The sequence below is a fragment of the Pseudomonas putida genome (assembly GCF_004357765.1).
GTDB classification, from domain to species: Bacteria; Pseudomonadota; Gammaproteobacteria; order Pseudomonadales; family Pseudomonadaceae; genus Aquipseudomonas; species Aquipseudomonas putida_U.
In genome coordinates this window covers 1-17,300 of sequence record NZ_SMTE01000015.1, presented here as the reverse complement: position 1 = coordinate 17,300, position 17,300 = coordinate 1, and the positions used below count along the sequence as shown (strand labels likewise).

Annotated in this window: 11 protein-coding genes; 10 read left to right on the top strand and 1 reads right to left on the bottom strand. The window is 64.3% G+C overall.

Translation table 11 applies throughout. From position 1 onward, the window contains the following. The first annotated feature begins 26 nt into the window (after positions 1–26). The 10 genes from E2H86_RS21185 to E2H86_RS21140 all read left to right on the top strand — a co-directional run bounded on the left by E2H86_RS21185 (position 27) and on the right by E2H86_RS21140 (position 13,901). A complete protein-coding gene (locus E2H86_RS21185) occupies positions 27–821 on the top strand; it encodes a DUF4892 domain-containing protein (protein WP_133331401.1) in 795 nt (264 codons plus the stop codon). A 12-nt stretch (positions 822–833) separates the two neighbouring features. After that, entirely contained in the window at positions 834–1,886 is a 1,053-nt protein-coding gene (locus E2H86_RS21180; protein WP_133331399.1) for an AI-2E family transporter, read from the top strand. A 216-nt stretch (positions 1,887–2,102) separates the two neighbouring features. Continuing rightward, positions 2,103–3,797, top strand: coding sequence for a potassium-transporting ATPase subunit KdpA (kdpA, locus tag E2H86_RS21175; RefSeq protein ID WP_133331397.1), 1,695 nt, complete (start codon positions 2,103–2,105; stop codon positions 3,795–3,797). A gap of 10 nt (positions 3,798–3,807) precedes the next feature. Next, a complete protein-coding gene (gene kdpB, locus E2H86_RS21170; protein ID WP_133331395.1) occupies positions 3,808–5,862 on the top strand; it encodes a potassium-transporting ATPase subunit KdpB in 2,055 nt (684 codons plus the stop codon). Positions 5,863–5,872: 10 nt separating this feature from the next. Then, positions 5,873–6,424 (top strand): potassium-transporting ATPase subunit KdpC, encoded by a 552-nt coding sequence (gene kdpC, locus E2H86_RS21165; RefSeq protein ID WP_133331393.1) that lies wholly within the window; start codon positions 5,873–5,875, stop codon positions 6,422–6,424. A 41-nt stretch (positions 6,425–6,465) separates the two neighbouring features. Next, positions 6,466–9,120: a sensor histidine kinase gene (locus E2H86_RS21160; protein ID WP_133331391.1), complete on the top strand. Its 2,655-nt coding sequence runs from the start codon at positions 6,466–6,468 to the stop codon at positions 9,118–9,120. Continuing rightward, positions 9,117–9,812, top strand: a complete 696-nt coding sequence (locus tag E2H86_RS21155) for a response regulator (RefSeq protein WP_133331389.1) — start codon at positions 9,117–9,119, stop codon at positions 9,810–9,812. The genes E2H86_RS21160 and E2H86_RS21155 overlap by 4 nt, the downstream gene beginning before the upstream one ends. Before the next feature lie 238 nt (positions 9,813–10,050). Further along, a complete protein-coding gene (locus tag E2H86_RS21150) occupies positions 10,051–10,770 on the top strand; it encodes a gluconate 2-dehydrogenase subunit 3 family protein (protein ID WP_133331387.1) in 720 nt (239 codons plus the stop codon). A 33-nt stretch (positions 10,771–10,803) separates the two neighbouring features. Next, positions 10,804–12,573: a GMC family oxidoreductase gene (locus E2H86_RS21145; protein ID WP_133331385.1), complete on the top strand. Its 1,770-nt coding sequence runs from the start codon at positions 10,804–10,806 to the stop codon at positions 12,571–12,573. Positions 12,574–12,701: 128 nt separating this feature from the next. Next, positions 12,702–13,901: a c-type cytochrome gene (locus E2H86_RS21140; protein ID WP_397466920.1), complete on the top strand. Its 1,200-nt coding sequence runs from the start codon at positions 12,702–12,704 to the stop codon at positions 13,899–13,901. A 70-nt stretch (positions 13,902–13,971) separates the two neighbouring features. On the opposite strand, the gene mtlD is transcribed toward E2H86_RS21140, so the two are convergent. Then, positions 13,972–16,146, bottom strand: a complete 2,175-nt coding sequence (mtlD, locus tag E2H86_RS21135; protein ID WP_133331381.1) for a bifunctional mannitol-1-phosphate dehydrogenase/phosphatase — start codon at positions 16,144–16,146, stop codon at positions 13,972–13,974. Positions 16,147–17,300 lie beyond the last annotated feature (1,154 nt).

The following is a 17,300-nucleotide window of genomic DNA, read 5'->3' as shown; positions in this document are numbered from 1 at the left end:
GGCGCTGACCGCCGCACGGGTGGCCGATGAGCGCACCCGTTTACAGCCGCACCCTCCTGACTACCTGCCTGATGTTCGCCGCTATTTCGGCGTGGGCCGGCAACCTGCCGGTTCCGGTCGATGCAAAAGTGGTCGACCAGCGCCCTGCCGTGGAGCAGGAACGGGTGTACCCGATGGGGGCATTGCGCAAGATCAGTGGCCGTCTACGTGTCGACGACAAGGTCGAGAGCCGTGGCCAAGTCAGTTCGGTCACTTACGAGCTGCCAGTCGAGCGCACCGCCCGTGAAGCGTTCCACAGTGCCCGCGAGGCACTCCAGCGCGAAGGCGGCTATCCGCTGTTCTGGTGCCAGGGCCGCGATTGCGGCGAGGCCAGCCTGTGGGCCAACGAGGTGTTCGGCAATGCCCGACTCAATGGTGGCGACGAGCAACAGGCGTTCATCCTGCTGCGCCGTTCGGCTGAGCAACCGGACACCCTCGTGGCGCTGTACAGCGTCACCCGTGGAAATCGCCGTGCCTATCTGCATGTCGAAGAGTTCGTCTCCGACAGCCCCCTGGGGGAGATCATGCCCACCGCGGCGACGGTGCTACGTGAAATGCGCGATACCGGCAAGCTCGACTACCCTGACCTGAAGGCGCCGCAGGCAGCCTGGGTGAACCTGCTCGGGCGCAGCCTCAACCTCGACAGCACCCTGCGCGCCAGCCTCAGCGGCGCCGAAGCCGGTGCCTGGCTCGAGGCACTGGTGAAGGCCGGGGTACGCAGCACCAGGCTCGAGGTGGGAGACGCCAAGACCGAAGGTTTGCACCTGGAGTTGATTCGTTGAGCGGGCACTGACATGGTCAATAACGATCGGCTGTTGATCCAGATTCTCCTGCTGACCCTGCTGGGTGCGGCACTGTGGGTGATGGCACCGTTCATGTCGGCACTGCTGTGGGGGGCGATCCTGGCCTTCGCCAGTTGGCCACTGATGCGCTTGCTCACCCGTGCATTGGGGGGGCGTGAGACATTGGCGGCGGGTTTGCTGACCACCGCCTGGATCCTCATCGTGGCGCTGCCGCTGGTGTGGCTCGGCTTCAATCTGGCCGACCATATTCGCGACGCCACCGCCTTCGTGCGCGATATCCAGGTCGATGGCCTGCCCGATGCACCGGCCTGGCTGGCCAACATGCCGTTCATCGGCGAGCGGCTGGTGCAGGGGTGGGAGTCGCTGGACCAGCAGGGCGCGGCCTTGATCGCCTCGATCAAGCCGCACCTTGGACAGGTCGGTAACTGGTTACTGGCGCGTAGCGCACAGATCGGCAGCGGTGTGCTGGAGCTGACCCTGAGTCTGGTGTTCGTGTTCTTCTTCTACCGCGATGGCCCACGCCTGTCGGCGTTCGTGCTGCGCTTGCTGCATCGTCTGGTGGGAGAGCGCGCCGATTATTACCTGGACCTGGTGGCCGGCACCGTGCAGCGGGTGGTCAACGGTGTGATCGGGACAGCGGCTGCCCAAGCGTTGTTGGCGATGATCGGTTTCCTCATCGCCGGCGTGCCGGGGGCCATCGTGCTGGGCCTGGTGACCTTCATGCTCAGCCTGATTCCCATGGGCCCACCGCTGGCGTGGATTCCCGCGACTGGGTGGCTGGTCTGGAAAGGGGATTATGGCATGGCGGTGTTTCTCGGCATCTGGGGCACATTCGTCATCAGTGGCGTGGACAACGTGCTCAAGCCCTACCTGATCAGCCGTGGTGGCAACCTGCCGCTAGTGATCGTTCTGCTCGGCGTGTTCGGTGGGTTGCTGGCTTTCGGATTCATCGGTCTGTTCATCGGGCCGACCTTGTTGGCGGTGGGCTACAGCCTGTTGCTGGATTGGAGTCGTAACGCGCAACAGGAACCGCCCCGCGTCTGAATCGGGCATGGCCTCATCCCTGGCGTGCCGGTGATGGGGCCACCGCAGATCGTTCACTCTCGTCAGAGGTCTGGACGCCCGGTCAGCGTTCAACAATAGGGTCCGATCTTTACGCGTTCTTTATTCCCACCCGGGTTTCGCGATCTCGTCCCTTTACGCCCCTGTCCTCGACAATTTCCCTAAAGCGGCCAACGCCGTACCCAAGGGAATTTGTTCATGCACAGTTACGACTACGCACTGTTATTGGCGTTCTTCGCCATCGTGCTGCTACCGGCCCCGTGGCTTGGGCGTTTCTACTACAAGGTCATGGAAGGCCAGCGTACCTGGCTGACCCCATTGCTCGGCCCAGTGGAGCGCGGTTGCTACCGCCTGGCCGGCGTGCATGCCGACCGGGAACAGAATTGGAAGCAATACGCCCTGGCCTTGCTGGCCTTCAATCTGGCCGGGTTCACGGTCTTGTTCGGCGTGCTCATGTTGCAGGGCGAACTGCCGCTCAACCCTCAGCATCTATCGGGCCTGACCTGGTCGTTGGCCTTCAATACCGCGGTCAGCTACGTCACCAACACCAACTGGCAGGCCTACAGCGGCGAGGCCTCGGTCAGCTACCTGAGCCAGATGCTGGGCCTGGCCGTGCAGAATTTCGTCAGCGCGGCAACCGGCCTGGCGGTACTGGTCGCGCTGTGCCGGGGCATCGCCCGTCGTAGCGCGGCCACCCTTGGCAACTTCTGGGTCGACATGACCCGCGCCACGCTCTACGGTTTACTGCCGCTGTGCCTGCTGCTGGCGCTGTTGCTGGTGTGGCAGGGCGTGCCGCAGACCTTCGCCGACTATACCCATGCCGTGACCCTGCAAGGCGCCGAGCAAGTCCTTCCGTTGGGACCGGCCGCCAGTCAGATCGCCATCAAGCAACTGGGCACCAATGGCGGCGGCTTCTTTGGCGTCAACTCGGCGCACCCGTTCGAAAACCCCACGGCCTGGAGCAACCTGTTCGAGGTGGCGGCGATCATCCTGATCCCGGTGGCCCTGGTCTTCACCTTCGGCCACTACGTCAAGGATCTGCGCCAGAGCCGGGCGATTCTTGCCTGCATGTTCGGCCTGTTCCTGCTCGGTGGAGCAACTGCGTTGTGGTCGGAGTACCAGCCCAATCCCGCGCTGGCCAGCGTCCAGGTCGAACAAAGTGCGCCGCTGGAGGGCAAGGAAAGTCGCTTCGGCACCACCGGTTCGGTGTTATGGACGGTGGCCACCACCGCCGCGTCCAATGGCTCGGTCAACGCCATGCACGACAGCCTCAACCCGCTCACCGGTATGGTCGCGATGGTCAACATGATGGTCGGCGAAGTGATCTTCGGCGGGGTCGGCGCCGGGCTGTACGGGATGTTGCTGTTCGTGCTGGTCGCGGTGTTTCTGGCGGGCTTGATGATCGGTCGCACGCCCGAATACCTCGGCAAGAAGCTCCAGGCGCGGGAGGTGCAACTGTTGGTGGCGACCTTGCTGGTGATGCCGGTTGGCGTGCTGCTGCTCGGCGCCGTCGCCGCCAGTCTGCCTGGCCCGGCGAGCGCCGTGAGCAACCCTGGCGCCCATGGCTTCAGCCAATTGCTGTACGCCTACACCTCGGGCGCGGCCAACAACGGCTCGGCCTTCGCCGGTTTCGCTGCCAACAGCGAGTTTCACAACGTGATGATCGGTCTGGCCATGCTGATCGGGCGTTTCGGCTACATCCTGCCGGTGCTTGCCCTGGCCGGCAGCCTCGCGACGAAACAGCGCGTGCCCCAAGGGCTGAACAGCTTCCCCACCCATGGTCCGCTGTTCACCACATTGCTGCTGGTGACCATCTTGCTGGTAGGTGGCCTGACCTTTCTGCCGGCACTGGCCCTTGGGCCGGTCGCCGAACACTTGAGCCTGGGTTTCTGAGGAGCCGATCATGAACATGCCCATCCCCGATGCCAACGTCACGCACGGGGCCAAGGACCAGACCGCTTTTTCCGCGCTGTGGCGCGCGGCCCTGGTGCAGGCTTTCGTCAAGCTCGACCCCCGCCAGCTCAAGCGCTCGCCGGTGATGCTGGTGGTGGCCCTGACCGCCGTGGCGACCACCGTATTGTGCCTGGTCCCCGGCCATGAGGTGAGCACCGGCGTCGCTGTGCAGATCACCTTGTGGCTGTGGTTCACCGTGTTGTTCGCCAACTTTGCCGAAGCCTTGGCCGAGGGCCGTGGCAAGGCCCGCGCCGATAGCCTCAAGGCCGGCAGCCAGGGGTTGCTGGCCCAGCGCCGTCAGCACGACGGCAGCTTCCAGAGCGTGGCTGCCAGTCAGTTGCGCAAGGACGATGTGGTACGAGTGGTAGCCGGCGAGTTGATCCCTGGCGATGGCGAGGTGCTCGAAGGCATTGCCGCCGTCAACGAAGCTGCCATCACCGGTGAATCGGCACCGGTCATCCGCGAGTCCGGAGGCGATCGCTCGGCGGTCACCGGCAATACCCGCCTGGTCTCCGACTGGTTGCTGATCCGTATCACCAGCAACCCCGGCGAATCGACCCTGGACCGCATGATCGCTCTGGTCGAAGGCGCCAAGCGGCAGAAGACTCCGAACGAGGTCGCCCTGGACATCCTGTTGGTCGGCTTGACCTTGATCTTCCTGATCGTGGTGGCCACCTTGCAGCCGTTCGCCCACTTCGTCGGCGCCAGCTTGCCGTTGATCTTCCTCGCTGCGCTGCTGGTGACGCTGATTCCGACCACCATCGGCGGCCTGCTCTCGGCCATCGGCATCGCCGGCATGGACCGCCTGGTCCGGCTCAATGTCATCGCCCGCTCCGGTCGGGCAGTGGAGGCTGCCGGCGATGTGCATACGCTGCTGCTCGACAAGACCGGTACCATCACCTTCGGTAACCGACGCTGCAGCGCGGTCTACCCGGCACCGGGAGTCGCCGTCCGGGAGCTGGGGGAGGGCGCCTTGCTCGCCTCTCTGGCCGATGACACGGCCGAGGGCAAGTCGATTGTGGATTACCTGCGTCAGCAACAGCATTTCGTCGAGCCCTCGGCGGAGCAGTTCGAAGCGGTGGCCTTCAGCGCCGAAACGCGGCTCTCGGGCATCGACATGCAAGCGCATCGTTACCGTAAGGGCGCCGTCGACGCCGTGCTCGGGTTCATCGGGCTGTCCCGCACGCAGATGCCAAGTGCCCTGGCGCGCGAGGTGGAACGCATCGCCCAGGATGGCGGCACGCCGTTGCTGGTCTGCATCGATCAGCGCCTGCTCGGCGTGATCCACCTCAAGGATGTGGTCAAGCCGGGCATCCGCGAGCGCTTTGCCGAGCTGCGCAAACTGGGCATTCGCACGGTGATGGTCACCGGTGACAACCCGCTGACCGCCGCTGCGATTGCCGCCGAGGCGGGCGTGGATGACGTGCTGGCCGAAGCCACTCCGGAGAAGAAGCTGGCGCGCATCCGTCAGGAGCAGAGCGAGGGGCGCCTGGTGGCGATGTGTGGTGATGGCGCCAACGATGCACCGGCGCTGGCCCAGGCCGATGTGGGGATGGCCATGAACGATGGCACCCAGGCGGCTCGAGAGGCGGCCAACATGGTCGACCTGGACAGCGACCCGACCAAGTTGCTGGATGTGGTGCAGGTCGGCAAGGAACTGTTGGTGACACGCGGTGCGCTGACCACCTTCTCGATCGCCAATGACGTGGCCAAGTACTTCGCCATCCTGCCGGCCTTGTTCACCGCCATCTACCCGCAACTGGGCGTGCTCAACCTGATGCACCTGAGCAGCCCGCAGAGCGCCATTCTCTCGGCGATCGTCTTCAACGCGCTGATCATCATCGCGCTGATACCCCTGGCGCTGCGTGGTGTGCGGGTACATGCGGCGAGCGCTGCGCACTTGCTGCGGCGCAATTTGCTGATCTACGGCGTCGGCGGCCTGCTGGTGCCGTTCGCTGGAATCAAGCTGATCGACCTGCTGCTCACTGCCTTGCACCTGGTCTGAGGAGGCCAACATGATGACTTTGCTACGTCCGGCGCTGAGCCTGCTGGTACTGATGACCCTGATCACTGGCGTGGTGTATCCCTTGGCGGTGACCGCGCTCGCCCAGGTCGCCTTCCCCGGGCAGGCCAATGGCAGCCTGGTTCGCGATGCCCAGGGCCAGGTGCGCGGTTCGGCGCTGATCGCCCAGGATTTCCAGGGCGATGGTTGGTTCCATGTCCGACCTTCGGCGGGCAACTATGCGACCGTGGCCAGCAGTGCCAGCAACCTGGCGCCGAGTAACCCGGCCTTGGCCGAGCGGATCAAGGGCGAGGCCGCGATGTTGTACCAGGCCTCCCTGGGGCCGGTACCCCTGGCGTTGCTCACCACTTCGGGCAGCGGGCTGGATCCGCATTTGCCACCAGAGGCGGTGGCCTACCAGATTCCGCGGGTCGCAGCGGCCCGGCAGATGTCGGTGGCACGCTTGCAAGCCATGCTGGAAGAGGCCACCCTCCACCCATTGATCGGGCCGCCGGTGGTCAACGTACTGGTGTTGAACCAGGCCTTGGACAACTTGAGCCATTGATGTCGGGGCCCCTGATTGCCGGTCTTCGCAAAGGATGAATCATGAGTGACTCCACCCGCGCCGATGCGCTGTTGGCCACCTTGCCGCGCAGCGGTCGCGGCAGGCTGAAGGTCTTTCTCGGTGCAGCGCCTGGGGTCGGCAAGACCTACGCCATGCTCCAGGCTGCGCACGCCCAGCAACGGCAGGGCGTGCAGGTCCGGGTCGGGGTGGTCGAGACCCACGGCCGCGCCGAAACCGAAGCCCTGCTCGCCGGACTGCTCCAGCAACCGCTGCTGCGCAGCGAGTACCGCGGCGTCACCCTCGAGGAAATGGACCTGGACGGCTTGCTCAATTCGGCCCCGGCGCTGGCCCTGGTCGATGAGCTGGCCCACACCAACGCCCCTGGCAGCCGCCATGCCAAGCGCTGGCAGGACGTGCAGGAACTGCTCGCTGCCGGCATCGACGTATACACCACGGTCAACGTCCAGCACCTGGAAAGCCTCAATGACAAGGTGCGTGACATCACCGGGGTGCAGGTACGCGAAACACTGCCGGACTGGATCCTGCAGGAAGCCTATGAGCTGGTGCTGATCGACCTGCCGCCGCGTGAGCTGCTCGAGCGCCTGCGCGAGGGCAAGGTCTACGTCCCGGAGCAGGCGCGGGCGGCGATCGACGCGTTCTTCTCGCAGACCAATCTTACCGCCCTGCGCGAACTGGCCATGCAGACCGCGGCGGCCCAGGTCGATGCCGACCTAGCCCATGGCTACCGTCAGCGTGGCGAGGCGGCGCCGGCCCTGCGTGGGCGCCTGCTGGTGGGGGTGGATGGCGACGAGCAGGCCGAACGCCTGGTGCGTCATGCCAGCCGTGTCGCACAGCGTCGGCACCTCCCCTGGAGCCTGGTGCATGTCGACAATGGCCGGCTGCGTGACGAGAGCGCCCGCCAGCGCCTGCAGGCTGCCCAGCAATTGGCCGAACGGCTGGGCGGTGAAGTGGTGGTGCTGCGTGCCGGCGAAGCGGCACATGGGTTGCTGCAGCATGCCGCCGAGCGCCGCGCCAGCTTGGTGCTGGTCGGCCAGTCGCGTGACCGCCTGCATCGCCGCCTGTTCGACACGGGGGTCGCGGCGCGGTTGCTGCGCGAGCGCCATGGCCTTGAGATCAACGTGCTCGACCGCGACGCCCAGGTGCCGGTTGTGCGCGCTTCGGTCAGCCGGATCTGGGAGTGGCGTCACTACCTGCTGGCATTGCTCGCCACCGCACTGGCTGCCGGCCTGGCTTGGGCGGTTGCCAGCGTACTGGCGCTGCCCAACATCTCGCTGGTATTTCTCGCCGCGGTGCTGCTGGTGGCAGTGCGCAGCAGTCTCGGCCCGGCGCTCGCCTGTGCGGCGATGTCGTTCCTGGCCTATGACTTCCTGTTCATCCCGCCGCATTTTTCGTTCACCATCCAGCGAGAAGAGGACGTGCTGACCCTGTTGTTCTTTCTGCTCGTGGCCACCTTGACCGGCAACCTGGCCGCTCGCCAGCGCCGCCAGTTGCAAGCCCTGGGCGAGACCCAGGCGCAGACCAGTCAGCTACTGGACCTGTCGCGTCGGCTGACGGTGGCTACCGATCGCCAGGCGGTGTTCAACGCCGCCGGCCAACACCTCGGTGGCTGGCCGGATGTCTACGCCAGCCTGTTCGAGCGCGATCGCGAAGGCCAGTTGCAGTTGGCCAGCGGCGACGCCCAGGCGCTGAGCGATAACGAACGCGCTGCCGCTGAATGGGCCTGGCAGCATGGCCAGGCCGCAGGCCTCGGCAGCGATACCTTGCCCAATGGCCGCTGGTGGTGGTGGCCGCTGGCGGTCGACGATCAGCCGCTGGCCCTGCTTGGCGTGCGGCCGCGATCCGGCGAGCAGTTGGGCGCGCAGCGTCGGCGTCTGCTCATGGCCCTCGGCCAACCTCTGGCCCAGGCCTTGGCTCGTGCGCGTCTGGCCGAGCAGTTGGAGGCCGCCCGTCTGCACGGCGAGACCGAACAGCTGCGCAGCGCCTTGCTGGCGTCGGTGTCCCATGACCTGCGTACGCCGCTGACCGCCATGCGCGGCAGTATCGACAGCCTGCTGGCGCTGGGCGAGGCGATCCCTGTCCACGACCGCCGTGAGCTGCTCGAAGGCACGCGCAACGAAGCCGAACGCCTCGACCGCTACATCCAGAATCTGCTCGACATGACCCGGCTTGGCCATGGCGGACTCAAGCTCGCCCGCGACTGGGTGGCCCCCGCCGACATCGTCGGCAGTGCCCTGAATCGTCTACGCGTGGTGCTGGCACCGCTGCGCGTGCACAGCGAGGTGCCGACCGAGCTGCCTCTGCTGTTCGTGCATGCCGCGCTGATCGAGCAGGCCTTGGTCAACGTGCTGGAAAACGCCGCACGCTTCTCGCCGACCCAAGGCCGCCTGCGCTTGCAGGTGTCGGTGCAGGGCGAGCAATTGCACATCGCCGTCTGCGACGAGGGGCCGGGCATTCCCGTTGCCGAACGAGAAAAGATCTTCGACATGTTCTATACCGCCGCCCGCGGCGATCGGGGCGGGCAGGGCACAGGCCTTGGCCTGGCGATCTGCCAGGGTATGATCGGTGCCCATGGCGGGCAGATTCTGGTGGGCGATGGCATCGATGGCCACGGCACCTGCATCACTCTATGCTTGCCGCTGCCTATGCAACCCGACGCCGAAAGCGAAAGCCCATGAATCCATCCGCCACCCTCCTGGTCATCGATGACGAACCGCAGATCCGCAAGTTCCTGCGTATCAGCCTGAGCTCACAAGGCTACAAGGTGATCGAGGCCGCCACTGGCGGCGAAGGCTTGGCCCAGGCCGCATTGGCCAAACCCGATCTGGTCGTGCTCGACCTCGGTTTGCCAGACATGGATGGCCAGCAGGTATTGCGCGAGCTGCGTGAGTGGAGCGCGGTACCGGTGATGGTGCTGTCGGTGCGTGCCAGCGAAGTGCAGAAGGTAGATGCGCTGGACGGCGGCGCCAACGACTACGTGACCAAGCCGTTCGGTATCCAGGAGTTCCTCGCCCGGGTGCGAGCATTGCTGCGCCAGGTGCCTCAGGCAGGCGGCAGCGACGTGGCGGCGAGCTTCGGGCCGCTGCGGGTGGACTTCGCCTTCCGCCGAGTGACCCTCGATGGTGTCGAGGTGGCGCTCACACGCAAGGAGTATGCACTGCTGGCACAACTGGCGGGGCATCCAGGGCGGGTGATCACCCAGCAGCAGCTGCTCAAGGACATTTGGGGGCCGACCCATGTCGACGACACCCACTACCTGCGCATCGTGATCGGCCATCTGCGGCAAAAGCTGGGGGATGACCCGACTGCGCCACGGTTCATCATTACCGAGGTGGGGGTGGGGTATCGATTGGTGGCGCCGGGGGGGTGAGCGCTCGGTGAAGTCGCTGCCCGTCGAGATTGGCGCAGATGTGCGACATCTGTGCGGTTGACAACTGTGCGATAAACAATTTGTTACGTATTAGATAGCCTGCTACCATTTCTAGTCCGTGAGATACGATGTCATTCATCTGAATGACTGCATGAGAGCTGTCGGAACAGAGCAGGACGCGTATACCTGCCACCAGCAGCGCTTCACGGTCTAAGTGATTAGTCATAGGTAGACCTGCATGTTGTTAGCCAAACAAACCTCGCGAAGGAAGTTCCTGCTTTCTTCGTTGATTGCCTTGCCCGCCATGGGCATCACCGTCAAAGGTCTGAGCGCGGCGATGGCTGCGCAGATGGTGGCGCCGAGCCTGGACACCTATACCCCCACCTTCTTCACCCCGGCCGAGTGGACCTTCGTCATGGCCGCCTGCGACCGGCTGATTCCCGCCGATGGCCGTGGCCCAGGCGCGCTGGAAACCAACGTGCCGATCTTCATCGATCAGCAATTGGCCGGGGACCTGGGCAGCGAGATCTACCTCGAAGGGCCGTTCGACCTGAACGCGCCAGCCACCTTGGGTTATCAGTTGCCGTACACCCCGCAGCAGATCTACCGCAAGGGCATCGCCGCACTCGAGCACTGGTGCCAGGCCACCCACGGCCAGCACTTTGCCCTGCTGCCGTTGGACAAACGCGACGACGTGCTGAAGAAGCTGCAAGGCGGCCAAGTCGATTTTGCCGCCCACGGCGAAGACGTGCTCAAGGCCAAGCTGTTCTTCAACGAGTTGCTCAATCACAGCCGTCAGGGCTGGCTGGCCGACCCCATCTACGGCGGCAACAAGGGCATGAAGGCGTGGATCGCCATCGGCTTCCCTGGTGCCCGTGCCAGCTACCTGGAATGGGTGGCCCAGCACAACGTCCCGTACCCACTCGGCCCGGTCAGCCTGACCGGCCAACGCGGTTGATTTCTCGCCCCGATACAGCATTCAAGGTTTTTTATGGCACACATTACCAATGACGAAGTCGACGTCGCGGTCGTCGGCCTGGGCTGGGCCGGCTCGCTGATGAGCATCGAGCTCGCCCAGGCGGGCTTGAAGGTACGCGCCTTCGAGCGCGGTGAAGACCGCACCAATGCCGACTTCGCCTACCCCAAGCCGGCCGATCAATACGCCTATGGCGTGCGCAACAAGATCATGGTCGCGCCCAAGGACGGTGCACTCACCGTGCGCCACAACATGCACAGCACCGCCTTGCCGACCCGCCAGTGGGGCGCGTTCGTACCGGGCACCGGTGTCGGTGGTTCCGGCCTGCACTGGACCGGCGTGTTGATCCGCCCGACGCCGACCGATATCAAGCTCAAGACCTATGCCGAACAGGCCTATGCGCCGGGCATCCTGCAGAGCGACATGACCCTGGGCGATTACCCGTTCACCTGGGACGAGATCGAGCCATTCCTGGACAAGTTCGACAAGATCTGCGGTCTGTCGGGCAACACCGGCAACCTGCGCGGTCAGATCATCGAAGGCGGCGACCCCTTCGAGGGGCCACGTTCCAATCCCTTCCCGCTGCCGGCGCTCGAAGACACGCTGAACAACAAGCTGTTCGCAGATGCCGCGCGCAAGCTCGGCTACCACCCGTTCCCCAACCCGTCGGCCAACGTCTCGCGGGCCTGGAAGAACCCCTACGGCAATCAGATCGCACCGTGCAACTACTGCGGCTACTGCAGCAAGTACCCGTGCCTGAACTACTCGAAGGCCTCGCCGCAGACGGCAGTGATGGACGCGCTCAAGCGCATGGACAACTTCGACTACCGGGTCAACGCCAATGTCCTGCGCGTCGAGTTGCACCCCGACGGCAAGACTGCCAAGGGCATCACCTACGCCGACGCCCAGGGCAACGAAGTGTTCCAGCCAGCGAAGATCGTGGTGCTGGCGGCCTTCCAGTTCGTCAACGTGCGCCTGATGCTGCTGTCGGGCATCGGCCAGCCGTACAATCCGATCACCCGCAAAGGCACGGTCGGGCGCAACTACGCGTTCCTCAGCAATGGTGGCGCCACGCTGTTCTTCAAGGACAAGCACTTCAACCCGTTCGCCACCGCCGGTGCTACCGGGCAGATGTTCAACGACGTCTCGCCGGGCAACTACGATGGCCCATCCCTGGGCTTCATCGGCGGCGCCAAGATCCACAGCTCGCAGGCCACCGGCACGCCGATCGGCACCGCGCTGCCAGCCGGTACCCCGGAGTGGGGCCAGGGCTGGAAGGAGGGCATGCAGGACTGGTACGGGCATTCGATGAAGATCAGCATCTCCACCGGTTGCATGTCGTACCGCGACCACTACGTCGACCTTGACCCGACCTACAAGGATCCCTGGGGTCAGCCGCTGCTGCGCATCACCTTCGACTGGAAGGAAAACGAGCTCAAGTTGCAGCAGCACCTGCGCAAGATCGTTCTGGACATCACCAAGGAACTGAACCCCGACAGCTACAGCGAGAGCTTCTTGAGCATGGACTCGCACTGGGACATCACCAAGTACGTGTCCACCCACAACGTCGGTGGCGCGATCATGGGTGACTCGCCGGAAACCAGCGCACTGAACCGCTACCTGCAGAGCTGGGACGTGCACAACGTGTTCGTGCCAGGCGGCAACGCCTTCCCACAGAACTTCCAGGCCAACCCCACCGCCCTGATCGGCGCGCTGACGCTGTTTTCGGCCCAGGCCATCAAGGATCAGTACCTGAAGAACCCTGGCCCGCTGGTGCAGGCGTGAGGAGCGAGACGATGAAAGCCAAATCCCGTTCCGTATTGCTGATCCTGCTGGCGGTCGCCGTGATCGCAGCCGTGCTGGCATGGATCGTTGCCGGCCTGCTCAACCGCTCGGGCGATCCTGAGGCCAAGATGACCCAGGCCGTGACCCCGGCCTTGATCGAGAAGGGCGCTTACCTGGCGCGTGCCGGTGACTGCGTGGCCTGCCACACCAGCCATGACGGCGGCAAGCCGTTCGCTGGTGGGTTGGGCATCGCCTCGCCGATCGGCACGATCTATTCGACCAACATCACGCCGGACAAGAAAACCGGCATCGGCGCCTGGACCTACGGCGAGTTCGAGCGTGCGGTACGCCGCGGCATCGGCCACGACGGCAGCGCGCTGTACCCGGCCATGCCGTTCCCGTCCTATGCCAAGGTCAGTGATCAGGACACCGAAGCGCTGTATGCCTACTTCATGCAAGGCGTAGCTGCGGTCGAGCAGCCGAACAAGGCCAACGACATTCCCTGGCCGCTGTCGATCCGCATGCCGCTGGCTTACTGGCGCGCAATGTTCTCGCCAGCGCCGCAGCCCTTCGTGGCCGGTACCAGCGATGCTCAGCTGGCCCGTGGCGCGTACCTGGTGCAGGGACTCGGTCACTGCGGCTCGTGCCACACCCCACGCGCCCTGACCTTGCAGGAAAAAGGCCTGGACGAGACTACCGGCAGCTACCTGACCGGCGCCGAACTCAACGGCTGGAACGTTCCGGCACTGCGCGGCATGCCGCACTGGAGCGAGCAAGAGCTGGTCGAGTACCTGGGGAGTGGGCGTAACGCCAAGGCCTCGGTGGCCGGTGAGATGACCGACGTGATTGCCAACAGCACCTCACATATGAGCGATGCCGACTTGCAAGCGATCGCGGCGTACCTGAAGGCACTTTCTCCCGCCAAAGGCCCGGCCTACCAGCATCAGGCCGAGCGCAGCGCGGCGACCACGGCCAAGCTGACCGCGGCGAAAGACCTCACCTTGGGCGAGCGACTGTACCTCGACAACTGTGGAGCCTGCCACTTCGTCTCCGGTGAAGGTGCGCAGCGGGTGTTCCCACGCCTGGATGGCGCGTCGGTGGTCAATGCCGGCAATGCCGATGCTTTGCTGCACGTGATCCTGGCCGGTGCGGCGACGCCGTCGACCGAGCGAGCACCGTCGGTACTGCCGATGCCGGGCTTCGCCGAGCGCATGGATGATGCCGAAGTGGCCGAGCTGGCGACCTTCCTGCGTCAGGGCTGGTCGAACCAGGCTTCGGCGGTGACCGAGCAGCAGGTCCGAGCGGTGCGCAGCGCATTGCACCCCTGATGACGGCCTGATACCCAAGGTCCGGCGCCGTTGCAGGTGACGCTGCCGGAGCCTTGGGCAGATATCGTGGTCAGGCGCTGACAGAGGCCTGCGGCGCCGGTCGTTGCCTGGCCGATGGGTGTGCCAGGCCAGCGTCGTCGAGCTGACCCTGCAACTGGCGAAACTGCTCGACGATGGCATCGATCAGCTGCTCATCCTTGACCGGGTCCAACCCCTGGTACGGCTTGCCGTTGTAATCGCCGGCATAGGTCAGCACCGCTTCCACACGCTCCGCATTCTCCTCATAGACCTGCCTGATCACCTGGGCCTCCCGGTCCTTGCCATCGACGCAACCGAGTGCATAGTGGATGGCCAAGGCAGCTCCGAATGCGAGCGCTGGCGTCGGGATGCCATGTTTCTCGGCAAGGTCGATGCTGCTGAAGATGCGTTCGTTACGCTGTAACTTGCGCAACGGATCGCGTCCGACCCGCGCACAGGGGTCACGGAACGACGTCTTGCAGCGCTCCAGGAAGGCATTGGCGAAATCGCCGACGGCCTCGGCCATCTCGGCGTTCTCTGCCACCAACGCCGGACCCACTTCCTCGCGGACCAGGCGCTCGGCCAACTCGCTCACGCGGGAGTCGCCCATGGCCTGGCCGACCCAGGCATAGCCCAGCTGGCTGGCGTACCAGGCGACGATGGCATGCGGGCCGTTCCACAGGCGGTTCTTGATGACCTGGATCTGGGCGATATCGCTCACCGTCTTGACCTGGCGCAAGCGCTCCAGCAGATCGCTGCCGCGCTCGACATACAAAGGCATGTCCGGCTCGCTGTTGAACAGGATCAGGTGCAATTGGCTCAGGGCGCTGCTCGACTGGGCAAAGGGCCGGAAGCGGCCGATCAGACGCTCGTATTCCGGTAGTGGCTTGGAGGGCGGCGTCGTGGCTGTCGGCTCTTCCTCGAGGCTGTTCTGGAACATCTGCGACTTGATGCGCAGCTGGCGTACCAGGGCGTCGTTGCTGAGCTTGGAGACGATGCGGCTGACGACGGTTTCAGCGAAGTGGGTCTTGTGCAGGATCTGTTCGCCGATCTCCGGCGTGCACAGTAGCGCCAACTCCGCTTGCACGTGCCGGCGCACGAATGAAGCGCCGCCGATCTTGTTCAGTACGATCAGGATGGTCAGCTCGCGGCCACGGCGCTCGAAGCGCTGCAGCAGCCCCTTGGCAATGACCTGTGCCTGGCTGCGTATGGCTTGCTCGGGCAGGCTCAAGCCGATGATTTCAGCCGCGGTATACATGTCGATGACCGCATCGTCGTCGTCCATGTCGATCATCCGGACATTGTCGATGGTCTGGTCGAACGAGGTGGCGCCATAACGTACGCTGTAGCTACCGAACGCCGAGACGGTTTCCCGCAGCATGCGCGAGCGGCTCGCTGCGATGATCTCGCAAGGACGGGTATAGCCATCCCAGTGGGAGAACACCTGGGTCAGGTAACCGCCGCCGATGGCGCCGAAACCATGGATGCCGACGCGAAACTGGTTGAGCGACTGCGGGAATGGTTCGTTCAGCGCCGGCATGCCCAGGTGTGGCACGCACTCGCTCAGGTCGGCCAGGAACTCGGTCATGCTGTGATACGCCTTGAGCGCGCCAGCCTTGACTTCGGCTGCAGGCGGCTTGATGTCCTCGATCAGGATCGCTTGCCCTTCGGCGCGCAGGGCCGACAGCATGCCGTTTTCCGAGTCTTCGACCATGAAGCACTGGTCCGGCTCGCAGTTCAGTGCACGGGCGGCGCGCAAGAAGATTTCCGGATGAGGTTTGCCTTGGCTCACTTCGTCTCCGCAGACGGTGATGTCGAAGTACTTGAGCACATTGGCGTTGATCAGGTACTCCTCGGCGATGGCGCGGCGGCTGGAGGTGGCCACGGCCAGGGTCAGGCCGGACTTGCGCAGGCGTTCGAGTACTTCCAACAGGCCCGGCTTGATCGGCACACCGTGATTGCGCACGTATTCCAGTTCGAGCTCGTCGGCGCGTTTGCGCACTTGCGCGTAAGGGAAGTCGTCGCCGTTGTGCGCCTTGGCCAGGGCTTCAGCCCTTTTTGCGCTAAGGCCCAGCGAGCCGATCAAGGTGTGCTCGCCCAAGGCCTTGCCGGCGATTTCCAGGGACGCTTGTTTCAGCGTCCTGAAGCGCAGACGCTCGGTGTCGAACATGGTGCCATCCATATCGAAGATGGCGCTGAAAATACGTTTGCCTTGAAAAAAGATCATGTGTGGTTGCCCCTTGTGTTGCGAGAAATGAGGCTCGCCTTCAGATATGCGAATGGCGAGGACGGCACGAGCAATGCAGCAAGGCAGTCAAGTGGGGGGCAGTCGATCCAGAGGCGCACGCTTGGGCGTGACGCAAAAGTAAGGCGGGGCGGAGCGGGGGGTGCAGAGGAGGTTTGCAAGCTTCGCGGCGATGCGGGCGCCACGTTTGCCTTTGAGGTCACGCCCACTGGCTGCAGCTTGGTTTGCAGACAGTGGGCGAAAATAGCGATGGATACGTGTGATTCCAAGCATGAGGTGCTTTTTTTCCTGTTTCGTTACCGATTCCTTTTTACCCTTGCACGTATGCGCAACGGATTGCAAGGCGCTGGAGCGGGGTCAGTGACTGTCGCAAGGCGCGCCATAGAGCTGTAGCCCAAGGGTGCTGGGCGCTGCCGAAGAATGCCTTGGCTGTGATAATTCTTCGTTTTTTTGGCTCTTCGCGGATTGGTGGGGGCAGGGTTTTGGTTTTGGGCTCTCTGGGTTCTCTGGGGGCTCCGGGGGTGGGGCTTTGGGGTTGTGTGGCTGATCCGAGGGATGTAGCGGCGCTACTGGCCCCTTCCGCCTTTACGGCGGGCAACTTTTTTCTTGGAAAAAGTTGCACAAAACCGCTTGCTCCCACATACGGCCCCTACGCTGCGCTTCGGGGTCCCCTCGCTCCGGCGGCTTGCGGGCCCGCGCGGCCTACGACTTGCTGCGCAAGTCTACATCTCGCGCCTCCGGCTAACGCCGGAGGGTGCTACGCACCTGACCCTCCAGCCACCTCCACTCGGCCTCCTGAGGTCGCGGGTAGATCAAAAGCAAGATCAAGATCAAGATCAAGATCAAGATCAAGATCAAGATCAAAAGCCAGGGCAATGGCAGGCGAATCGCTGCGCTCTCGCTTTTCCCTTTACCTTCGTTTTGTGGTGCAGCGGATAGTGCGATCTGTCCTTCGAAGATAACGCCCGTGCAGGCGCCGCCCCTAACTTTGCGACGTCAGGAGGCCGAGCGTAGGCGTCTGTAGGGCCAGGTGCGCAGCACCCTTCGGCGTAGCCGAAGGCGCGAGATGTAGACTTGCGCAGCAAGTCGTAGGCCGCGCGGGCCCGGAAGGCGCCGTAGCGAGGGGACCCGTAGCG